Genomic DNA, 21,922 nt, shown 5'->3' with positions numbered 1-21,922 from the left:
GAATTGGCTGGGTCAACCGATGAGGCCGGGATCAGTGCCCGGGTGTCGCGGTAGTCCAGCGCCTGTCGCCAAGCTGTGGCGTTCAGCGGCAACACAGGACCGTCGCATCGTCGGCGGCGACGCCGTCGCGAGCCTCAACCTCCCTGACGCAGCGGATGATCTCGCCGGGTCCATCGGTGCCCAGCAGGCGCAGCAGTCCGGCCCAGCCGGTCAGTCCGAAGGTGTCAACAACCCGGCTCGCGCCGTTGCTGAGCAGCGCGGCCACAGTCACCTCGCCGGCCGGGCAGCTGCCGGTGATCGCCTCGTCCACCACCCGCGGGTCGTCCTTGGCCACCCAGAAACCGCCCGGGCTGTTGCGACGAGCGCGCAACTCCAGCAGGAGCCGTCGGTACTCCGCACTGCCCTCAGGAATACCCGTCAGCCGGGCCTCGAAGGACCGGGCGATCACCGCCTCGCGCCGATCGCGGACGACAAACGGATCGGCCCCGACCCTGCCGACGACCGCCACGGCGTCGCCGAGGACCAGGTGCTCGACGAGACCACCCGAGATTCGGAGCATCGCCACGGCCGCGTACGGACTGATCGGATGGGCGACGTCGCAGGTGCCGCGATGCTCATCGGTGACTCGCTCAATGCTCTCGGCCAGCAGTTCAGGTAGGGGCCGGTCATCAGACAGCACGCCCAGGAGGGCACCGCCGAGACGGGTGGCGTACCAGGCCACGCCGTGATGGCAGACCTTCTCGGCACCGGCGATGCCACCCGCGCCGTCAACCAGGACCAAGCCGGACGCCACCGCCCCGGCGAAGTCCTCATTCGTTCGCCCCGGGTGTCCCGCATCGGTTGCCATCGTCACCCGCACCACCCGATCATCACACGGGCGACACCCCGTGCCGCTCCGCCGACGGGTTGGTCGGCTGGTCTGCTACCCCGGAGTGTGCACATGTTCCTGACGTCGGCGCCCCGCCGGGCACTGTACGCGGCGACGGCCGCGCTGCTGGCGGTCGCCGGGGCCGGCTGCGGTCACGGCGACGGCAACGAGACGCAACGGTACGCCGACCGTGTCCGCGTGGCGGGGTTCACGTTGGTCAAGACGGCGTACGCGAACGGCGAAGGTCGGTCCTACCTCGGGCCGGCCGGCAGTGGCGCGCCCACGGTCACCGCTCCCGGGCTCACCCTGACCTCGGGCGGCCCGGACCTGTCCTACCTGTTCTACGACTATCTGGCCAGCGGTGAAGGTACTGACTCGGACACCGGCGCCTGCCAGGTGATGGTGTACGAGATCCGAGACCGGACCAAGGCAGTCGACTATCTCGGTGGCGACCTGGACGAGAGCCAGCAGCAGGCGGTGCGCGAGGGCACGTCCAGGATCGTGCAGATCGACGTGCTCTGCGATGCGCAGGCCGACAAGTGACCCGGTGCGGGCCAGCGGCTCTCCGCCAGCTCGCACCCAACGCCAGAGCGGCCTTCGGTTGGCCACGCTCGCTACGTCTCGTGAGGATCTTCGAGGTGTGACCTGTCATCGGGGTCGACCACCATGTCCCCGAGGAAGCGGGCCCCGCAGGTGTCGCAGAAGGCTCCCTCCGCCGCGCCGTCAACCACCAGTTGGCCGTCCGTGCCTGGGTAGCCGAGATACCACTGGCCGCGCAGCTTGACCATCAGCTTCGGCCAGCGCGGCTCGCAGGAGCACACGGTGTTCTCGGGCTCGTGCGCCCATTCGAACGGGGGTGGCGTGCCCGGTTCGATGATGAAGTTGCCCGGATAGGTCGCGGAGCACTCGGCACACCTGGCTGACAGCTCAAAGAGCTTGGTCATCGGACTGCCGTGCTCGGATGGCTGGCACGGTACGACATAACCGTTCATCTCGCTGACGAGTGCCGGCCACTGCGGCTGACAGCGGCACGCGGACTTCTTTGTTTTGAACAGCTTGATCACGCACGCTCCCGCACTCCGACGTCGAAGCGAGGAGCCTAGCGGGCGGTCAGACCCCGGGCGAACCGGCGCACGGCGTTGGCGGACACGTCCAATCAGGAGGCGGTGATCTCACGGAGTGCGCTGTCGATATCCGCCACCGTTGCGTCTATGACGGCACCGGGCTGTCGCTCCGGGGCGGCAATCCATTCGTTGAGCGAAAGCCCGTGCTTCTCGGCCAGGTAACGCGCACGGTACAGGCGCGTCGCGTCGTTGATTGTCGAATGGAGCAGGTTGAAGCTGAGGCCGGCAGTGAGGAGGAGGCCGGCGAACGGCACGAGTCTGGCCAGTTGTGCCTTGGTGAGTTTCAGCCCGAGAGCACCGAAGACTCGCACAAGCATCTGTACGAGGGCGTCTCCGCGCAACTCGTCCCAGGTTGCCCGGCGCATCATGCGCTGGGTGAGGCGGGACAGGCTCGCGAGGGCGGCCGTCTTGCTCGTGGCCGTCGATGCCATGCTGTAGTTCAGGACTCCCATGAGGAACAGCTCCTCTTCGGGCGCGCGTGGGTCGTACCCGTAGTGGACGGCGACCTCTCCCACAGCGCGGCCGAGGAGCGCGAGCGTGGCTCCCACGTCTGCCACAACCGCCCCGAGGACGACCTCCGCGGACGGGCCGTCGCTGACGTTCTCGCCAACTGTGAATCCGGTGATCGCGAGTGAGGCGGCAGCGGACTCGGCCATTCCGATGAACGGAATGGCGAACATGGGACGACCTTCGTCGAGGTCCTTGAGGTCGAGTGAGATGAACGGCGATGCGCTGTTCAGATACGGGTGCCTGCCGCGCAACTCCTCGATCCTCTTGTTCAGCGACGGCGAATGCATCGCGGGCAGGAAGGCGGATTTGAACAGGCCTTCGAGCGCCTTGACGATGGTCTCGTCACCGACCTCCAGGGCAAGCTCCGCGCCGGGAACCTTCTTGATGTGCTCGCCGGCCCGCTTGACGACTGCTGAGACCTTGTCTGCCGCACGTGCCTTTACGCCGTTCCGGCGCTTCCGCTCCAGGTCGAGCAAACTGGCCCAGGCTTTGGTTTCGTAGTCGGACATCTCTTCCCGCACCTGCGCCCCCGCCGAACTCGTGGAAAACCGCCGGACCCATTCAACTACGCCGGAGGAGGCGGGCCGATCAGGCGATCGGGTGTCCTGGATGGCCTGGCCGGAGTCGTCCCAGAGGGGGCGGCTGCCGCGTGAGGATCAGCTGCCCGAGTTCCTGGGTGCATCGGGTGAGCGCGACGTAGAGGCGGTTCCAACCTCGCGGTTCGGCGGCGATGCGATCGGGGTCGACGAGCAGCGTCGCGTCCCACTCCAGTCCCTTGGACTCGGTCGCGGTGAGCACCGGCACGTCACTCAGCACGGCGAGGAGGTCGGCGACGCGCTCGGCGGGGGCGATGACGCCGACCGTGCCGCCCTGCCACCGTTGCCGCAGCTGTCGCAGAGCTTGGGCGGCAGTGTCGGCGAGTTCGGCGGGTGTGACGGTGAGTTCCCAGGGCGTGATGCCGGCGGAGCGTACCGCCCGGGGCGGCGTGTTGCGGCTGCCGGCCTTTTTCAAAACCGGTTCGGTGAGGTCCATGACCTCGCGTGGGGTCCGGTAGCAGATGGTCAGTTCGGCGGCGGTCCAGCGGTCTCCGAAAGCGGCCCGTACCGCCTGTGCCCAACTGGTGTGGTGGTGTGCCGCCTCGGCCTGGTCGATGTCGCCGACGGCGGTGATGGAGCGACTGGGGCAGCGCCGTAGGACCATGTGCCACTGCATCTCGGACAGCTCCTGCGCTTCGTCGATGACGACGTGGCCGTACACCCAGCCGCGTTGCCGGCGAGCGCGGTCGGCGACGAACTCGCCCTGCGGTTGCGGGGCGTCGACTTCGCCCAGTAGGTCGGCGAGGGCGTCGAGGAGGGGTATGTCGCTCGATGCCCACGGGGTGGGCTCGGACGAGACAGCGGTGATCTCCTGCGGGGACAGCTGTGGGGCGAACCGGGTCAGCAGGGCGCGGTCGGTCAGGAAATCACTGAGCAGGGATTCGGCGTCGAGGGTGGGCCACCATGCCTCGACGAACCGGGCGATGGCGGTGTCCTCGGCGATACGATGACGAAGGTCCTCGATCTCGTCGTCGGAGAATAAGCCGTCGACGTCGCTTCCGGTGGGCGTCCTGCCGGGGTGCGGCTCGTCCTGCCGCATGCCCCGGTCGACGCGGGCGAGGATGTCCTCGAAGCCTTCCTCCATCTCGTCCATCAGCGCCTCGCGCTGCTCGACGACGGCTTCGGTGAGGAGGTGGTGCAGCTGCTCGGCGAAGGCCGCCCGGGCGCGATGGTACGGGCGTCCCTGCACCGCTGAGGCGAGCGCCTGCGCCACTGTCGCGGCGGTGATGACGTAGAACTCGCCCTGCCAGCGTAGCTTCAGCTCACGGGGCCGGGGGAGCAGCGACGTGACGTAGTTTTCGAGCGCGGGTTGCCAGAGGGCGCGGCCCTTGATCTCGGCGAGAGGTCGGCTCTCGTCACGGGCCACGCGGATCCCGGTCAGCAGCGTGTCGCAGGTCGCCGCGACGACGGCGGTCTCACCGAGCGCGGGCAGCACCTGACTGATGTACTGGAGGAACCGCGGCGAAGGACCGAGCACCAGGACCGCCTGGTCGGCCATCGCTCGGTGCGCGAACAGCAGGTAGGCGACGCGGTGCAGAGCCACCACGGTCTTGCCGGTGCCAGGGCCGCCCTGCACGATCAGCGGACCGGTCGCCTCGGCCCGGATGATGTCGTCCTGTTCGCGTTGCAGCGTCGAGATCGCCGTCGACATCCGGCCGGTACGCCGCTGGTCGAGGGCGGCCAGGAGAGCGCCCTCACCAACGAGGTCCGCCGTCATGGTGCCGTCGAGTGGCTCGTCGTCCACGCCGACAACTGCTGATCCCGTCGTGCGGATGTGACGGCGCCGTGCCTGACCCTGTGGGTCGACAGCCGTCGCGGTGTAGAACGGCCGAGCCGCGGGAGCGCGCCAGTCCACCAGCAGTGGCTCACCGTCCTCGCCGTCGTTGCGGAGACCGATCCGGCCCACGTGTCGCACGCTGCCGTCAAGGCCGTCGAGGCGGCCGAAGACCAGGCCTTCCCGGGCTCGTCGTAGCTCGTCGTGCTGCTGGCGGAGCATGCGCTGCCGGGCCCGCTCCACCGCGTCCCGGGGCTCCGCCGAAAGCTCGGTCTGCAGGTGGTCGGCCAGCGTGTCGCGCCGGGCCGTGGCCAGGTCGAGAAACTCCTGCTCCTCGGCGACAGCGGATCGGCGCGCGACGCCCTCCACGGTCGAGGTCGATGGTTCGCCGTCCGGTGCTGCTTCACCCACGTCAGCAGGGCCGCTGCTCAGAGCGGAATCTCGGCGCATTCGCAAATCCTTGTATTGGTGGCCGCTCGGACCGGATACGTCGCAACGCATTCCGGCGGCAAGCATAGGGTTGGTTTCTTCCATCGGCCAGGGAATCCGCCGGCAGAGACGGGAATCTCAATGCCTTGAAGTTCCGGATCGCTTGTGGCCTCACCCAATCGTGTTTCCTTATTGACAGCTCGGCCCGTATCTGATCTGCGGTCGCGGATTACGGCGTGCCGCCGCACACCCGGCAAGCTGGCAGTTCCCATCACTTTGCCTGCCAGGGCCCGCAGGCAGCCGCCGAGGCGGTGTGTGCGGAACTGTTCCGCACAGCTCAGACCCTGTTCCGCCGCACCAAGCGCAGGCCAGGCTTACCGCCAGATCGATGTCGTCGAGCAGGGCGATCTCTGTCCTGTGGCCCACTCAACACGGGAGGAAGGCGAAGGGAATGAACGTCTCCATCAAGCAGAGAGCCTCGGCGGTTCTGGCGGGACTCGTCCTCATGGGGGGGCCTGGCGATCACGTCGGCCGCACCGGTGCTTGCCGCTCCCGCCCCGGCAACACCCGTCTCGCAACTCGCGGCGGCCGACTCGACCATCACCTCGATCAACCCGTACGAGTGGAACACCGCCACTGCCTCAGGCGCGCCACCGGCGGGATTGCCTTGTGCGGTGACGACCGGCGCCAGGGCATGTTTCGAGAAGTCCGGCGACCGGTGGTGGGTGCTCGACACCAGTTCTGATGGCCACTCGGCGACCGCGTCGTGGACGAACTGGCTCGCCGACTACCTCAACGGGTACACCGTGGATTACCGCGAAGGTTCCTGCGTGAACAAGCTGGGCGCCGGTAACTGGGGCGTGTGCAACAAGGACTACTACGAGGACAGCACCCCACACGCTTACGGCACCGGAAGCCTGCTCGACTGGCAGGCATGTGTCTACGACGCCACGGCCGGCACCTGGCACGGATGCTCTTCTCCCAGGTGGCAGTACAACGACTAGTCCTACAGCAGGAGATCCGTTCTGACCTGCTGTGCCGGTGCGGTTCTGTCAGTGGACGGGGAGCAGCCACCGCTGAATCTTGTGGTTGTGTGGACCCAAGATGCGGCGGTGGCTGCCGCCTGGTGAGTAGACGTCGAACGATGGTCTGGGCTGTTCGATGAACTGGTGAACGTGGTCGGGTTGCGCTTCGGGCGACCTGAGCCCCGCCGGCGGGTGCGGGACTTCATGGCCGGGCTGCTGGCACCGGTGCCGGCCGACCTCGGCTACGGTGCCAGGTCAACGGTCTTCTGGGTTGTCGGTCGGCCATACCGCTTCCAGGCCGTGGTCGGTGGCGTAGAGCAGGTGCGGCCGCAACTCACTGGCGTGTTCCAGGTCGCGGCGCAGCGCGTACAGCTGAGCCGACTTCGCCGCCAGGAACGGTTGGGCGGCGAGCAGGCCCCTCAGATCCCCGAACCGCCAATCCACACCCAGCAGCTTCCGTGCCCGTACCAGCAGCTGAACTCCATCGACCGGGATCCTGCCCAGATAGACGTCGGCGGTCGTCGGCAGGTCTGGCTCCGGGTCGGCTGGCAGAGCGAAGCCGGAGCGCAGCCACACCTCGAACACGGGCGCGGCGACATCGAGGTCGGCGTCTCCGAGACCGCCCAGGTCGGCCCAGAACACCGGGCCACCGCCGTCGTCGCACCTGAGGAAGAACCCTCGATCGCCCTCTTGGCCGATCATGACGTGGCCCGTGAGCCACTCGCCGATGCCGTAGGTCGTGTTCCGCTCCAGCAGGGATTCCAGGCAGTACATGACCACTCCGCCGGCGACGACGTCGTCGGTGACCGACGCCAGCCATCGCTGGTAGGCGGCATCCGTCCGAGAAATGAGCTGCTCGACCATCTCCACCGCCGGCTCCCACCTGCCGTCAGCGGGCGTGGACACGCCTGCACCGGCCGGCCCCACCCCGACACCCGGAAGCCAACACCGTAGCCCGACCCAGACCGCAGGAGTCATCGTCAAGACCCAGCCCTGCGCCACTCTGTGGGGGCCCAGTGACGAGTTGGGCCCATCCCGTTCTCACGCCCGTATGACAACGGTCAGTAGTCAATCCGTTGCGTGGAATTCCTCTGTGTCAGTGGAGGGCTGTGCCCAGGGCGGGATGTGGCGGTCGACGTAATCGCGAGCGCGGGGAAGCGGGTCATGCCAGTACTGGTTCGGCATGCGGTGGTGGTGCGTCTGGCAGAAGTCGGCAAGACCCTCTGTGACCTTGACCCGCTCCAGCGCCTGGCCTTCGAACTGCGAGTTGACTGTCAGCAGTTGCGTCTCGGGATTCCAGCCCGAGTGGTCGAACGCCCAGCCGTCCCAGGTCGCGTAGGTGTGGAACACCTGCCGCTGACCCCGTATGCGCACCGCGGCTATCTCGATGAGCCGGTCTGGATAGGAATCCCGGCAGACCCAGGCGAGGATGTGACACGCTCCGGCAGCGAAGAAGGCCTGGTCTGTCCGGTCCCATGCGACGCGTTGGTCTGACCGCTCGATCGGCGTCCGACGAAACGCTCCCGCGGCTCTGGCTGCCATGGCCTCGACCGTAATGGATGGACCGACACATCCGCTCGGACCGTGGTCAGAGTTGCTGACCTGCTGACATGTCCGGGCGCCCGAGCCGCCCGTTCACGACGGACCCGGACGCGCCGCCAGTTAGGGCGTCCAGTCGCGCCGGAGCAGACCGTAGATCACCATGTCGACGAAGCCGTCGCCGTCGTACTTGCGCTCCCGCAGGGTTCCTTCGTGGGTGAAGCCGCAGCTCTCCGCGGTCCGCCGCATGGCCGTGTTGCTGGCCACGGTCTCCAGTTCCAGACGGCGTAGGTTGCGGTTGCGGAAGCCGTACCGGCAGAACAGCCGGATCACCTCGGTGCCGTACCCCTGGCCACGCGCCTCGGGTAGCAGCGAGATGCCGAGGTGGGCGTACTGGTTGAAGGCGTTGATCCCCCAGAGCGCGCCGCCGCCGAGGAAGGTGCCGTCGGCAACGGTTTCGGCCAGCAGCGACACCACGATCTGGCCGTCGGGCGGCTCGGTGAGCTGTTTCTCCAGCCGGCCGCGGACCTGGCCGACGTGGCGTGGCACGAACGGCCCGCCATCGGTGACCAGGTGCAACTCGGGATCCCCGTACAGTCGGAACATGCTCGGCGCGTCGTCGGGCGTGGGCGGACGCAGTCGGACCCGGTCGGTGGCGAACATGCCGCGACGCTAACAGCAGTCACGAAGGCCGACGACCGGGATGTTCCGGCGGGTCAGCTGAGCCACCGGTCGAACCAGGCACGGGTACGGCGCAGTACGTCGAGTTGGTGGTTGCGCTCGCGGATCGAGTGGTTCTCCCGGGGATAGACGACGTACTCGTGCGCGACTCCGAACCTGCGTAGCGCGCGGTGGAAGAACTCCGCCTGGGATACCGGAACGTTCGTGTCGTCTTCGCCGTGCAGGATGAGCACCGGCGTGCGGACTTTGGAGGCGTACGAGATCGGGCTGAGCCTGTCGTGCCGGTGCGGGCCGGCTCCTTCCCAGCCGCTGCTGCCACCGAGGGCGGCCTCGAAGAGCCCCCCTTCTCCGGCGGCCGCGAGCATCCCCCAGTCGCTGACGCCGGCGCCCATCACGGCGGCCTTGAACCGGTCGGTCTGCCCGACCGCCCAGGCGGCCATGAACCCGCCGTGGCTCCAGCCCCCGATGCCGAGCCGGTCGGGGTCGGCGATGCCCTCGGCGATGAGCAGGTCGATGCCGGTGCGGACGTCGGCCCACTCATCGAGGCCGACCGCACCGGCGACGCGCATCGCGAAGTCGTGGCCATGCCCCTGGCCGCCGCGTGGGTTCGGCAGAAACACGGCGTAGCCGGCGGTCGCCAACCACTGGCCGGACGGGTCCCAGCCGAGCATCAGCCGGTCGGCGTGCCTGTCGTACGGACCTCCGTGCACCAGTGTCACAAGTGGGAAGGGCCCGTCCCCGCGGGACCGGCCGGCGGGCAGGATCAGCAGGCCGTCGAGGGCCAGCCCGTCGGATGCCTCGTACGACAGGCGTTTCTGGACACCCCACCGGATCTGGCGGAGTTCGGGCCTGAGGTCGGTCAGCCTCGTCAGCGGCCCGCCCGTCGGGCCGGCATAGACGTCTCCGGGCTGGTATGACGTGCTGACCACCGCCGCGACGGCGTCACCGTGCCGGTTCGTGGTCAACGACGTCGCGAGGCCGTCGACCCGGGAGACTTCGACGAAGGTGGACCCGGCGGGGTCGAGCCGGTAGATGGCGGTGTCGAGCCCGTCGGCGACCAGCGCCAGCGGCGGACCGGTGTCGACCTGAACCAGGTTGCTCGGGCAGCCGGTCGTGCCGGCGGTCAGATTGCGGTGCTGGCCCACCGGCCCGCTCACCGGCACGCCGACATCGAGAACCGCGTCCCCGCCGACCAGAGTGGGCGGGGTCTTGGCGACATACGCCAGGTGCCAGCCGTCGTCGGCGGCCCACCAGCTGAGCGACGACGCGCCCGCCGCGGCCGGCCCGAGATCCCGCGATCCGCCGCTGCGCGGGTCGAGCAGGTGCAGACCGGGCTCCACCAGGCCCGGATCCACGTCCGGGGTCGACCAGGTCAGTACGGCCAGCATCCCATCGTCGGGCCGCTGAGCCACCTCGACCACGTGGCGATCACCGCACACGGTGGGCGTCTCGACCTTCCGGCTCCGTACGTCGAGCAGCCGCAGCCGGTCCGGGCGCACATGTTCACCCCACACCCGCGCGTCGTCGCGCTCCCTGCCTCGACGTTCGTCCTCGGCGGACGGCTCGTCGGCCGCGATCACCACGACTCGGTCCGGATCGGCCAGCGGGAGATGACCGGACACCCCACCGGCCCAGGACGTGACCGCCTCCACGACACCGTCGACCAGCCCCACCCGATGCAGTTGCGCCGTGCCCCGCTCGACCCGGTCGGAGAGGAAGTAGATCAACAGCGAGTCCGGAGCCCACCGCGGCGCCGACTCGTACGCCGCACCCGAGGTCAGTCGTCGCGGCGGCCCGGTCCCGTCGGTGGCGACGACCCAGAGTTCGCTGACCGGGTGAACACCGGCCCGCCCGACCGGGGCAACCAGGTAGGCGATCCACCTGCCGTCCGGCGACAGCGTCAATGCCCGCGCGACACGACCATCGACCACCATCTCGGCGGTGAGCTGTACGCGGGCCACCGACGCACACTAGCGATCGACCCCCAACGGCGGCGAGTGCCCTCGGGTACGTGGTCAATCCGATGTACGAGTTCGACGCGGCCCCGCGGACATCTACCGCCAGAGCATGAAACGTCCGGTGAGTGCCTTCACCGGATCGGCGGGGCCGTGCACGAGCACGCCGAGGTAGGCGAGGTCCGACTCGGCCACGTCCGCCAACGCCGAGGCGAGTTCGTCGTCGTGCCCGGTGCTGAGCATCTGCTCCGGGAAGTCGGCGAGGAACAGGTCACCATCCGGCAACTCGCGGGCCTCGCTCAGAAGCTGCCGCAGTCGTCCTTGCTTCACCTTGGTAATGACGACGTTGTACCGCGAGATGCCCGCGTGCCGGACAGCCGAGCCGTCGACGAGCCAGCGTCGACCCATCAGGCCAGGTTCGGCATGTGCGCCAAGAGCGATCGACAGATGTGCCGCGACGTTCAACGCGACGCCGGCCTCGAGATTCGAGGCCAGTGCGATTACCGTCTTTCGTCCGGAATAGTGGTAGCTCTCTGCATTTGGCATGAGTTATTCCGTGATCTGTCGCTGGTGCGGTGTCGGGCACACGTCAGTAGCGACGGAGTGTACCAGCCGAACTGGCTTTAGGGTCCCTTGCACGGGACGATCGGCTGCGTCGCGCTGACCGATGGCGCTGTTGACTCCTTCCATTGGGGCCGGTCTAATGAAGCCGCCCGTTCATGCGATGTACCCGTGATCAGCGATCTTGATAACCAATCGCTCGTCGATCTGGAGGCATTGTGGAAACTGGAGAGGCTCGCGCTCGGGTCGAGAGTGCACTCAAAGCCGTACGGGAACATCCGTTTATCGTCGAAGCGGCCGCCGGTACGCTCACCCGGGAGCAGGCAATACGGTGGGTGTGCTGCGCGGGACGGGAGAGTCGTAGCTTTCCCTGGATCCTGCGGATGCTCCTCACCTGGATTGATAATGAGCGCGTCCGCGAGATACTCCAGGACAACCTCGACGACGAACTCGGCAACGGTGATCCCGACGACGCGCACTTCATGCACTACGTGCACCTACTGGACAACCTCGGCGTTCCGCGGGCCGAATTCGACAGCTATCAGGAGTCGACCGGGATCCGACACGCGCTCAACCTCGCTTTCAATATGGCGGCGTGCAGGCGCAGTGGGTGGGCGATCGGCTACATGTTGGTCAACGAGGCGATGACCCCCATCACGTACGAGGCCGCCCGCGGCGCCCTGTTGCCGAAGTTCCCGCACCTCGTCACCAACTTCTTCGACCTGCACGTCGAGGTCGACGAGCATCACGTGGCGGCGCTGTACGAGGCGGTGGCCGAGCTGCCCGCCGAGGAGAGCGCGGCCCTGGCGTTCGGGATCTCGGTCGGGCAGCGCGGCATGGAGCTGCTGCTCGACGAGGCCTACGGCGTCCTCGACTATCACACCGAAAAGATCGACATCGTGGCGGACCGCTGGAATCCGGCGTCGGCGGTAGCGTGAGGAGCTTCTCGTTTGAGTCGTCAAAAGGTCGTACTCTCCGACAACTCGGTGGTGTGGGTCGACGAGGTCTCGTCGAACGTGGAGCGAGAGGTCGCGCAACGCGACGTGCAGGAGCGACTTGCCGACGTTCTTCCCACGATCACCCGGCTGTGCAGCGACATCGGCGATGCGCTGGGGGCGATCAAGCCTGACCACACGACCGTGGAGTTCGGGGTGGCGCTGACTGTCGACGCTTCGGGGCTGGCTGCCCTGATCACGAAGATGGGTGCCGAGATGAACTTCAAGATCACCGTGGAGTGGGACGGCAGCCGGTCATCCGCCAACGACAGAAACCAATGACGCCAGCTACCGTGGCGCAGGCAAATGGTCACGAGTTCGTCGAGATTCCGGGCGGGATCTCGGTCCTTGGCGCCGGACCGCTTGATCCGTTCGCCGGTGAGCGCGAGCGCCCGATGCGTGAGGTCTACATCAACCGCTTTCTGATGGCCCGGCATCCGACGACCCGTAAGCAGTTCGCCGAATATCTGATCGCCACGGGGGAGAGCTTCACCGCGTCCTGGTGGCGTCCGGTGGGCGGACAATGGACGGACGACATGGAGACCGAGGGGGACTATCCCGCCACCGAGATCGGCTGGGAGACGGCCGTCTCCTATTGCCAGTGGTTGTCGACTCGGGCAGGTGTCAATGTCGCATTGCCGACTGAGGCGGAGTGGGAGAAGGCCGCACGCGGTGGGGATGACCGGATCTGGCCGTGGGGGAACGAATTCAGCGTCAAATTCTGCCGCTCAAGCGAGTCGGGCCTTGGCCTCGGATCGGTCCACTCGCACGACGGGGGTGCCTCGCCCTACGGCTGCTGCCAGATGGCGGGCGGCGTTTGGGAGTGGTGCGAGGACTTCTATCACTCGTCGTCGCACTACATGGCCGCCTTTGTCGATCCGGTGAACACCCGGCCGAGCGACCAGCGTGTGGTGAAAGGCGGATCCGCGTACTGCGCGAAAGAGGTTGTTCGGCCCACGTGCCGCGACTGGACCAACTCGTACAACCAAGGCGGTGGTGACGACGGATTCCGCGTCTGCGCCCGGGACTGGCGCTGAAGCCCAACCGCTTGCCGGGGCTGGCATGACCGGCGTCCAAGCGTTGCCCAGGAGTGTGGTCCGGGTGTCCCAGCGAGGGTCCCTGGGCACCGGCTTCTTCGTGTTGCCGGGCCTGGTCCTCACCTGCGAGCACGTCTGCCCGACCGAGCCCTCGCGCGACGCGATCCAGGTCGAGTGGCAGGGCCGCCACCTGACGGTGACGGACGTGATCCGGCCACCACAGCCTGAGACGCCGGACCTGTTGCTGATCGAGGTCGCCGAGCGGGACCACCCGTTGGCGCCGGTGGGTTCGGCCGAGGACCTACTGGCCGCCTTCTACGCCTTCGGTTACCAGTTCACCGACCGGCAGTACGACGGCTACTCCACCTCGGGCAAGCTCGCGGGACCGGCCTGGGACCGTAAGCTCGCGACCCCTCGACAACTGATCGTGCTCCAATCGGCGGCCGTCTCGTCCGGCCTGTCCGGCGGGCCGGCATACTCGCTGGCGGACCGACGGGTGGTTGGCGTGGTGGTGCGCCAGAACCCGGACGGCGGAGGATACGCGGTGCCGATCCAGGAGGTCGAGCAGCTGCGTCCCGGCCTGCTGGAAGAGAACGCCCAGCTCACCGGCACCGTGACGCTCGGCCCGTACCTTGAGCAGTTGGCGCGGGAGCATTCCTACGTCACCCTTGCCGACCTCCAGCGGGACCTGCGCTTGGACCAGATCTACGTCACGCTCACGCTGGCCTCGGTGGCCGTCACCGGAGCGCGCCAGGGGCTGGACTCCACCGGCCGGCCCACCGACGTCGGCCCCTCTGCCAAGATCGACTTCCAGCGTGACCAGGGCAGCCCGCAGCGCCAACACCGGCAACCAGAGGTGCCACTGGGCGAGGTGCTCGCGCAGCCGGCGGCTGTCGTTCTCGGCGAGCCCGGCGTGGGCAAGACAACGCTGATCCGTCACCTACTCATCAGGACCTGCCGAGGCGAACTCTTTCCGGGGCGGGTGCCCGTCTTCATCAAGCTTGCCGCGCTCGGCCGCGAACCGGGCGCGGTTCGCGCCTACCTCCGCGGCGTCCATCCGCAGGCCGCCGACATCATCGAGCGGGAGACCGATCGAGGACAGGCTGTGTACTTCCTCGATGGCCTCGACGAGATGCCGAGGGCCGATCAGCAGGCGGTCGCCGCCGAGGTGGTTCGGCTCGCCGCCCAACGTAACCACGTCTTCGTGACCTGCCGCACGGCGTCGTTTCCGAGCGGCATCCTGCCAACCGCGTTCAGGGTTTTCGAGTGCGTCGGGTTCAACAGGTCCCAGCGTCGCCGCTTTCTCCAACACTGGTTCGAGGACGACCCCACGCTCGGCCACGACCTGAGCCTGCAGGTCGAGGCTAGGCCGGCGATCAGCGGGTTCGGGCGCAGCCCTCTGCTGCTGTCCCTGCTGGCGATGCTCTCCGAACGGCAGGGCGGAGCGAACCTACCGGCGCACCGCGCCGAACTGTACGGCCGTCTCGTCGACGAGCTGCTTCGGCGGCGCGACGGCGAGGCGTACGGGCTGACCCTGCAACGGCGGGCCAAGGAACGGCTGCTGCAACACCTGGCGCTGACCTTCATGCGGAGGAAACGGGAGGCGCTCTCCACTGACGAGACGCTGGATCTCGTCGAGGAGTTTCAGGCCAGTGACAGCGGGCGCCACCTACGCGCCGCCGATCCGGAAGAGGTGCTCGCGGCCATCGTCAAGCGCGACGGCATCCTGGCCGGGGACAATCGCGGCGGCCTCCGATTCATTCATCGGTCGTTCCAGGAGTACCTCGCCGCCTCGGCGCTGCTGCGGCTGGGCCATGCCGGGCGTGCCGAGATCGCGTCGCATGTCGGTAACCCGTTGTGGGAAGAGGTGGTTCGGCTCTTCGCGTCCCAACTGCCGAGCGCCGACGCCGACCAGTTCCTCGCCGAGCTGTTCGCCGTTGCGGGCGGTGGGCCCCTCGCCCGACATGACCGACTGCTGCTCGCCGCGCGCTGCGCCGCCGAGGCCGACGTCTCGCCCGCCACGTTGGCAGGGCTGCTGCGCGCGCTGGTCGAGCTGGCCATCGAGTCCGACCTGTCGGCCATGTCGACCGAGGGCTCGTTCGCGCTCGCCGCCCTCTGCACCACTCGACCCGGGCTCCTCAGCCATGCGCACGACCTTGTCACCAACCGCGACGGCGGGTTCGGCAGTCATCGGGCGTTCCACCGGTTCGTCGCACTGCTGGGCCTGGTGCCGACCGAGGAGAGCGGGCGATACCTGATGGGGCTGCTCGCCGGCCTCTGCGTCGAGGAGACGATGGCACAGCTGGGCGACGAGGAGAGCTGGGTGCGGATGGTGGTGGCGGTGCTGAAGGCGGTGGGACAGAACGGACGAACAGCCGGCGAGGACCTCCTCACCCACCTGCACAGTCCGTACAGTTCGATCGCCGCGTCGGCGGCGGCCGCGCTGGAGCAGGTGCGCCCGCTCGCGGAGGAGAGCATCGAGCTGTGCTGGCGGTCGCCGCGCGAGGTGCGGGGGCTGGCGTTGCCGGCACTGCTTCGGGCGGCGGAGCCGCAGCGCGTGCGCGCGGCACTGCGCCGGCTCTACGTGACCGAGCCCGACCCGCTGCTCCAGCTCTCGCTGCGCGCCCTCGCCGACCCCGAGCAGGTGGAGGCGGACCACGACTTCGTCTCTGCGCTACTGGCCGACTGCGCCGACCAGGTCAGCCTGGGAAATCTGCTCAGCCTCTCGTCACTCATGGCCTACCTGTCGAGCTCGCGGACGTTGCTCGACTATGTGACGGACGCGGCCCAGCCCCACCGGGTGCGGTCGGCCGCCGTGCAGTCGCTGCTGGAACGTGATCCGGCCGCTGCGGCAGAGGTGGTCGATCAGTTGCTGACCCTTGGTGACCACGACCTGGTCACCGTTGCGGTAAGCGCTCTGATCCGCACCGGTAACTCCACCGCGCACAGTCTCCTGACCAGGCGCGCGAGCGAGCACCCCTATCTGGTGGATCGCTGTCTCGACCTGTTCGTGGCGGTCCCGTCCGCCGTCGCCGTGCCCTGGCTGCGACCCCTCGTCGCCAGCTACCCGGAAACTGATCCACGGACGATTCGGGTGGTCCTCGCGCTCGCCGCCGCGGGTGACCCGGTCGCCGTCCCGCCGTTGACGCGGTACCTGAAGGGACACGACGAGAGGTTCCGGACGGCGGCGTACCGGGCGCTGGCGCAGATGGCCGTGCCGGAGGCAGCGCCGTTGATCATCGAGCGACTTCGTCGGGAGGTCGATGTAACGGTGGTCACCACGGGGATCCTGGCGCTGGGGGATTTGTCCGACGACGCCTCCGCGGCGATGCTGCTCAGCTGCCTGGACCCGACCGCGTGGCCAGCGGCGTGGCCGGCGCGGATGCTCGAACTCCGCAAGGGCGAGCAGCGTTCCTCGGACCGCAGGCTGGTGGCGGCGACGATCGGCGTCGGCAGTCGGGGTGTCACCGCCGCGCTCCCGCGGCTGTGGCAGCTGACCAGCGATTCCAGCGAGTCGCCGGAGGTTCGGGAGACCGCGTACGCTGCCCTTCGAACACTCGCCTGGCTCGCCGAACCCCGCGACGTCGTCGAGACCGGTTAGTACCTGCCCCTACGCCCTGGCGTAGTCGACTGCGGTACTAGACTGGGCGGATCCGCGCCAGACCGCTTTGGCCGGGATCGGGTAGTTCGCGCAAGTATCAGAGTAAGTGTGGGAGACCGTGGCGAGCGAAGTTGACCGCGACTGGGTCGATCGGTATGCCGGCGAAGTGATCGCCGAGGCCGAGCGGCGAGCGCCTGGCAAGCCGATCGTCTGCGCCTCCGGGCTCAGCCCGTCAGGCCCGATCCACCTCGGCAACCTCCGCGAGGTGATGACCCCGCACCTGGTCGCGGACGAGATCAAGCGGCGCGGCCATGACGTCGTTCACATCATCTCCTGGGACGACTACGACCGGTTCCGCAAGGTGCCGGCGGGCATCGACCCGTCCTGGGCCGAGCACATCGGCAAGCCGCTGACCTCGGTGCCGGCCCCGCCCGGCAGCTCGCACGACAACTGGGCCGAGCACTTCAAGGCCGCGATGACCCAGTCGTTGGCGGAGCTCGGCGTGGAGTACCGGGCGATCAGCCAGACCCAGATGTACACCTCCGGCGCGTACCGGGAGCAGATCCTGCTGGCGATGCGCGAGCGCGCCCGGATCGACGACATCCTCGGCCGATACCGGACGAAGGCTGGCGTCGCGGCGACGCCGTCGACCAAGAACCTGGACGAGGCGGACGCCGCCGCGGCCGTCGAGGCGGCGGCCGGCTCCGGTGCGGCCAGCGACGACGACGGCGAGACGGCTACCGGCTACTACCCCTACAAGCCGTACTGCGCCCAGTGCGGGACCGACTTCACCACGGTCGTGGCCTACGACGACAGCACCACCGCCCTGACGTACACCTGTAGGTGCGGCCACACCGAAACCGTCCTGCTGAGCGAGTTCAACCGGGGCAAGCTGGTCTGGAAGGTCGACTGGCCGATGCGCTGGGCCTACGAGGGAGTGGTTTTCGAACCGTCCGGCGTGGACCACCAGTCGCCGGGCTCCTCCTTCGTGGTCGGCGGTCAGATCGTGACCGAGGTCTTCGGCGCGCCGCAGCCGATCGGGCCGATGTACGCGTTCGTCGGCATCAGCGGCATGGCGAAGATGAGTAGTTCCCGCGGCGCCGTGCCGACCCCGGCGGACGCGTTGGAGATCATGGAGGCATCGCTGCTGCGCTGGCTGTACGTGCGCCGCAGGCCCAACCAATCCTTCAAGGTCGCCTTCGACCAGGAGATTCACCGGCTCTACGACGAGTGGGACGCGCTGGAGCGGAAGGTCTCGGCGGGGGCGACCGGGCCGGTCGACCGAGCGGGCTACGACCGTGCGGTCGGAACGGCCGCGGTCGAGTTGCCGCGCACGCCCCGCCCGGTGTCCTACCGCACGCTGGCGTCGATCGTGGACATCACGACCGGCCAGAGCGACCAGATCCTGCGCATCCTGAGCGCCATGGACCCGGAGCAGCCGATCACCTCCCTGGCTGAGGTGCGACCGAGGCTCGACAAGGTGCAGCGTTGGGTGGAGACCCAGCTCCCCGCCGAGCAGCGGACGAGGGTGCGGCCCGAGGCGGACAAGGAGCTGCTGGCCGCGCTCGACGACGATCAGCGGAAGTCGCTGGACCTGCTCCTCGGCGGTCTCGACGAGCACTGGTCGCTGGAGGGGCTGACCACGCTGCTCTACGGCGTGCCGAAGACGATCGCCGGGCTGCCGCCGGACACCAAGCCGACCCCGGAGCTGAAAGTGGCTCAGCGCAACTTCTTCGCGCTGGTCTACCGGCTACTGGTCGGCCGGGACACCGGTCCCCGGCTGCCCACCCTGTTGCTGGCGGTCGGGGCGGATCGGGCACGCGAGCTCCTCTCCTCCTAGGGCATCCGAGGCGCCTGTGACCCGGGGTGGGCCGGCGGCCGTACCTGCCATGAGCGGAGCTGCCGCGCCCCTCCCAGGGGTCAGGGTCGCGCGTCGAATTCGGCGCGGGCTGTGAACACCTGGTCCATGTGCGCTTCCGCCCAGTGCTTGATCGCGACCATGACCGGAAACAGTTCGTGGCCGAGTGGCGTGAGTTCGTAGTCGACGCGGGCCGGTACCGACGCGGTGACCGTGCGGGTGACCAGGCCGTCGCGCTCCAGCGTGCGTAGCGTCTGGGTGAGCATCTTCTGGCTGACGCCGGCGATCCGGCCGGCCAGTTCGCTGTGCCGCTGCGGGCCGTCGGCGAGGGCCGGAACCACCAGTGCGACCCACTTGTCGGTGAGCCTGCTCAGCAGCTCACGTGTCGGGCACTGTGCCAGGAACGCGTCGTAGTCGCGTTTGGCCTGTTCGCGGCGTTGGGCCGCAGTCGTGGTCGCCATCGTGCCTCCATCGGTGCCCTAGGCACCTCACGGTACCTACTTACTCACGGTGCCCTCCGGTTCGTACCGTCCTGGTGATCACTGGAACCACCGAGGAGACAACGATGCGCGCAGTCAGCTATGCACAGTTCGGCGGACCGGAGGTCCTGCACGTGGCCGACGTGCCGATGCCCGAGCCCGGACCGGGGCAGGTACGGGTCACTGTCGCCGCGTCCGTCGTCCACCCGGTCGACCTGATGATCCGCTCCGGTCGGTTCCCGGCTCCGCTACCGACCGGTCTGCCGTACACGCCCGGCTGGGATGTGGCAGGCGTCGTCGACGCGGTCGACCCGGCGGTCGAGCGGTTCACGATCGGCGACGAGGTCATCGGCTTCTCACCATGGCTGCAAACCACTGTCGGCACCCACGCGGAGTACGTGGTGCTCGACGCGGCCTGGCTGACCACCGCGCCCGCCGGCGTTCCCGCCACCGAGGCGGCGACCCTGCCGACAAACGGTCTCGCCGCCGCCCAGGCACTCGACCTGCTCGCCCTCCCGGCGGGTTCGACGGTGCTCGTCACCGGCGCCGCCGGGCAGGTGGGCGGGTTCGTCCTGGCGCTGGCCCGAGTGGCCGGCCTGCACGCCACCGGACTCGCCGGGACGGACGACCGGGCGTTCGTGGAGTCGCTGGGCGCGGCGTTCCTGTCGCGCTCCGACGAGCCGACGGGGACGTTCGACGCGGTCATCGACCTGGCGGTGATCGGCTCCTCGCTGCTGGACCTCGTCCGCGACGGCGGCGGCTACGTGGCCGCGTCGCCTCCGCTTCGCCCGGAACCGGTGCGGGACATCCGGACCGTCGCGCTGGAGGTGCTGCCGGACGGCTCGCGGCTGGGTGACCTGGTCGAACTCGTTGCCAGCGGTGACATCCCGCTTCGGGTCGCCGGCGTGTACCAGTTCGCCGCCGCCGCGTCCGCTCACGACCGGCTGGCCCAGGGCGGCGTCCGCGGCGGCGTGGTGATCGTCCCCTGATCCCAGCCCGCCGCTGCCGTCACGGCATCCGCGGCCCCGCTGCCGCTACCCGTCGGGTGCGACAGCGGCGGTGACCGATGAGCATCAGCGTCCAGTGCCACCGCGCGAGAGGCCCAGCGAGAATCAGAACACCTCACCCGTGGGCTCGGCGGGGTCAGGCCGTGCGGTAGTGGCCGGTGAGCCGACCGAGCTTCATGGCCAGGTGCAGACAGAGCCGTTCGTTGCCGTCCTTGAGGTCGGTCCCGGCGAGCTGCTCCACCCGTTGCAGCCGGTAGTAGAGGGTGGTCCGGTGCAGCCGGAGCTTCTCCGCTGTCGCGTGCGCGTTGCCCGCCAGGTCGAGGTAGGCCTCCAGGGTCTCCAACAGCACCTGGTGGGCGTCGTCGCGCAGCAGCCGCTCCAGCCCGGGATGGACGCCCGCGACGTCGAGGTGCTGGCTGTCCAGTTGGGACAGCACCCGGTAGATGCCCAGGCCGGCCCAGGAGACCACCCGGCCCAGCGCGGGCAGCTGCGCGCCGACCCGGGCGGCCTGCGCCGCCTCCTGGTAGGACTCGACCGCGCTGGACAGCTCGGCGCGGGGCTGGCCGATTCCGGTCACGGTCCGGTCCACCGAGGCCAGGCCCCGGGTCGCGGTGCCCAGCGCCTCGTCCAGGTGCCCGGCGGAGGCCTCCGGCGAGGGCCGGCCGGCGATCCGGTCGCCGCAGACCAGCAGCACTCCGTGGTCGTGCCAGACGAGGTGCAGCGTCTCCCGCACACCGATCCACCGGCGGGTGGAGACAAGCGCCTGCTCCAAGGCGATCCGGGCCACCTCGTCGGGCTGCCGGCCGCCGGCCGGCACGAGCTGGGCTACGAGCGCGACTGTCGACCCGTCAGCGGCCACCACGCCCTCCTCCAGCAGCGCCCGCGCCGCGTGCTCGCGCGCCTGTCGGCTCTCCACCAACAGGGTGCGGGTGGCCTCGGTCTCCCGCTGTGAGGCGAGCTCACCGAGTAGGTTCTCCCGGTACAGGGCCAGCGACAGGTCGGTGAAGGGGCCGGTCGCGGTGGCGATGTCCGCGTCGGTCATCGAGCCGTCCGCGTCGATGAACCAGACGAACCCGAGCAGCAGGTCGTCGTGCCGGATCGGCACGCAGACCCGCGCCAGCAGATCCAACTCGGCGCAGGCGGGGGTGCGGACCGGCGCGTGCGCCGTGAGCACGCCCAGGCCCCGGAACCAGGCGATCACCTCCGGCGTCGTCTGCCGGCGCAGAATCGACGTCCGGCGGACGTCGTCCATCGGCCCGTCGTGCTCGCTGTAGGCGACCACCCGCTGTCGCCGGTCCTCGATGAGGGCGGGTCGCCCCACCCGGGCGGCGACGGCGTCGACGATTCGCTGGAGCTCACCCTGCATGTAACTCCCCTGGTTGCGCGCGATCGCCAGTCCTTACCCTCCGGTGCGGGTGGGGTCTCGCGCAAGGTCCACTGTCCAGGAGCGACAAAAGGACGGGCGGCAGCGCGACTGTTCCGGCATCTGTCCGAAGACCGGTGGCGGCAGCCGTTCCTAGGGTTCCGGTACGGACCGCACCAGCGCCGCCGCGCACGGTGCGGGTGGATCGAGGGGCGGTGCCGGTGCGCAGCGGGGATTTCCGAGTGGGAGCTGGTAGGCCCTGGCGGGGTGTGCTGGTCGCCATCACCACGCGTTCCGGGCCGACCAGTCGGTCGACTTCGACCAGCTCCAGGAACACGTCCGTTGGCTCGCCGCCGAGGGGTGTGACGGGGTCGCGCCGTGCGCGTCGGCGGGGGAGTACCGGGCCCTCTCCGACGACGAGCGGGCCGCCGTGGTGCGGGCGACGGTGCAGGCCGCGCCGGCCGGCTGCGCGGTGGTGCCCGGCGTCGGCGGCTACGGCAGCAGGCAGGCCCGCCGCTGG

General features: G+C 68.9%; 20 protein-coding genes. 9 read left to right on the top strand and 11 right to left on the bottom strand.

All coding sequences use genetic code 11. The features are described 5' to 3' along the window. Positions 1-82: 82 nt before the first annotated feature. Positions 83-847 carry a hypothetical protein gene (locus JM949_RS08565; protein ID WP_203147919.1) on the bottom strand — a complete coding sequence of 255 codons (765 nt, stop codon included), beginning with the start codon at positions 845-847 and terminating at the stop codon, positions 83-85. A gap of 93 nt (positions 848-940) precedes the next feature. Here JM949_RS08565 and JM949_RS08560 point away from each other — a divergent pair, with 93 nt between their 5' ends. Further along, positions 941-1,411, top strand: coding sequence for a hypothetical protein (locus JM949_RS08560; RefSeq protein WP_203147897.1), 471 nt, complete (start codon positions 941-943; stop codon positions 1,409-1,411). 71 nt (positions 1,412-1,482) lie between these two features. Here JM949_RS08560 and JM949_RS08555 read toward each other — a convergent pair whose 3' ends face one another. The 3 genes from JM949_RS08555 to JM949_RS08545 form a co-directional block, all read right to left on the bottom strand. Continuing rightward, on the bottom strand, positions 1,483-1,932 hold the full coding sequence (locus JM949_RS08555; protein WP_203147896.1) for a hypothetical protein: 450 nt from the start codon (positions 1,930-1,932) through the stop codon (positions 1,483-1,485). Between the two features lie 92 nt (positions 1,933-2,024). After that, the gene (locus tag JM949_RS08550; protein ID WP_203147895.1) at positions 2,025-3,011 is read right to left on the bottom strand and encodes an EcsC family protein; all 987 of its coding nucleotides are present in this window, start codon (positions 3,009-3,011) and stop codon (positions 2,025-2,027) included. A 79-nt stretch (positions 3,012-3,090) separates the two neighbouring features. Next, entirely contained in the window at positions 3,091-5,283 is a 2,193-nt protein-coding gene (locus tag JM949_RS08545) for a HelD family protein (RefSeq protein WP_309232063.1), read from the bottom strand. A 692-nt stretch (positions 5,284-5,975) separates the two neighbouring features. Between JM949_RS08545 and JM949_RS08540 the strand changes: the two genes are divergently transcribed. After that, complete coding sequence (locus tag JM949_RS08540; protein ID WP_203147893.1) at positions 5,976-6,305, top strand: hypothetical protein; 330 nt, start codon at positions 5,976-5,978, stop codon at positions 6,303-6,305. Between the two features lie 276 nt (positions 6,306-6,581). On the opposite strand, the gene JM949_RS08535 is transcribed toward JM949_RS08540, so the two are convergent. The 5 genes from JM949_RS08535 to JM949_RS08515 form a co-directional block, all read right to left on the bottom strand. Continuing rightward, positions 6,582-7,232 carry a hypothetical protein gene (locus JM949_RS08535; protein WP_203147892.1) on the bottom strand — a complete coding sequence of 217 codons (651 nt, stop codon included), beginning with the start codon at positions 7,230-7,232 and terminating at the stop codon, positions 6,582-6,584. Between the two features lie 162 nt (positions 7,233-7,394). After that, positions 7,395-7,868: a hypothetical protein gene (locus JM949_RS08530; RefSeq protein ID WP_203147891.1), complete on the bottom strand. Its 474-nt coding sequence runs from the start codon at positions 7,866-7,868 to the stop codon at positions 7,395-7,397. A gap of 120 nt (positions 7,869-7,988) precedes the next feature. Then, a complete protein-coding gene (locus JM949_RS08525; RefSeq protein ID WP_203147890.1) occupies positions 7,989-8,528 on the bottom strand; it encodes a GNAT family N-acetyltransferase in 540 nt (179 codons plus the stop codon). Between the two features lie 53 nt (positions 8,529-8,581). After that, positions 8,582-10,480, bottom strand: a complete 1,899-nt coding sequence (locus JM949_RS08520) for a S9 family peptidase (protein ID WP_203147918.1) — start codon at positions 10,478-10,480, stop codon at positions 8,582-8,584. A 120-nt stretch (positions 10,481-10,600) separates the two neighbouring features. Then, the gene (locus JM949_RS08515) at positions 10,601-11,047 is read right to left on the bottom strand and encodes a DUF2000 domain-containing protein (RefSeq protein WP_203147889.1); all 447 of its coding nucleotides are present in this window, start codon (positions 11,045-11,047) and stop codon (positions 10,601-10,603) included. 233 nt (positions 11,048-11,280) lie between these two features. Here JM949_RS08515 and JM949_RS08510 point away from each other — a divergent pair, with 233 nt between their 5' ends. The 5 genes from JM949_RS08510 to lysS all read left to right on the top strand — a co-directional run bounded on the left by JM949_RS08510 (position 11,281) and on the right by lysS (position 18,535). Continuing rightward, positions 11,281-12,000, top strand: a complete 720-nt coding sequence (locus JM949_RS08510) for an iron-containing redox enzyme family protein (protein ID WP_203147888.1) — start codon at positions 11,281-11,283, stop codon at positions 11,998-12,000. Between the two features lie 51 nt (positions 12,001-12,051). Continuing rightward, positions 12,052-12,339, top strand: coding sequence for a CU044_2847 family protein (locus JM949_RS08505; protein WP_203147887.1), 288 nt, complete (start codon positions 12,052-12,054; stop codon positions 12,337-12,339). A gap of 11 nt (positions 12,340-12,350) precedes the next feature. Then, positions 12,351-13,094 (top strand): formylglycine-generating enzyme family protein, encoded by a 744-nt coding sequence (locus JM949_RS08500; protein ID WP_203147886.1) that lies wholly within the window; start codon positions 12,351-12,353, stop codon positions 13,092-13,094. Between the two features lie 25 nt (positions 13,095-13,119). Further along, the gene (locus JM949_RS08495) at positions 13,120-16,695 is read left to right on the top strand and encodes a HEAT repeat domain-containing protein (RefSeq protein ID WP_203147885.1); all 3,576 of its coding nucleotides are present in this window, start codon (positions 13,120-13,122) and stop codon (positions 16,693-16,695) included. A 106-nt stretch (positions 16,696-16,801) separates the two neighbouring features. Further along, positions 16,802-18,535, top strand: a complete 1,734-nt coding sequence (lysS, locus tag JM949_RS08490; protein WP_309232062.1) for a lysine--tRNA ligase — start codon at positions 16,802-16,804, stop codon at positions 18,533-18,535. 80 nt (positions 18,536-18,615) lie between these two features. Here lysS and JM949_RS08485 read toward each other — a convergent pair whose 3' ends face one another. After that, entirely contained in the window at positions 18,616-19,014 is a 399-nt protein-coding gene (locus JM949_RS08485) for a winged helix-turn-helix transcriptional regulator (protein ID WP_203147883.1), read from the bottom strand. A 104-nt stretch (positions 19,015-19,118) separates the two neighbouring features. On the opposite strand from JM949_RS08485, the gene JM949_RS08480 reads away from it, so the two are divergent. Beyond that, positions 19,119-20,021, top strand: a complete 903-nt coding sequence (locus JM949_RS08480; protein ID WP_203147882.1) for an NADP-dependent oxidoreductase — start codon at positions 19,119-19,121, stop codon at positions 20,019-20,021. A 154-nt stretch (positions 20,022-20,175) separates the two neighbouring features. Here JM949_RS08480 and JM949_RS08475 read toward each other — a convergent pair whose 3' ends face one another. Continuing rightward, the gene (locus JM949_RS08475) at positions 20,176-21,405 is read right to left on the bottom strand and encodes a PucR family transcriptional regulator (protein WP_203147881.1); all 1,230 of its coding nucleotides are present in this window, start codon (positions 21,403-21,405) and stop codon (positions 20,176-20,178) included. 256 nt (positions 21,406-21,661) lie between these two features. On the opposite strand from JM949_RS08475, the gene JM949_RS39620 reads away from it, so the two are divergent. Beyond that, positions 21,662-21,922 (top strand): dihydrodipicolinate synthase family protein (locus JM949_RS39620; RefSeq protein ID WP_203147917.1); only part of this gene is annotated, 261 nt, incomplete at its 3' end.

It is taken from the genome of Micromonospora tarensis, assembly GCF_016803395.1.
In the GTDB taxonomy this organism is placed as follows: domain Bacteria; phylum Actinomycetota; class Actinomycetes; order Mycobacteriales; family Micromonosporaceae; genus Micromonospora; species Micromonospora tarensis.
The sequence above is the reverse complement of the archived record's forward strand: the minus strand, read 5'-3'. Positions and strand labels throughout refer to the sequence as shown.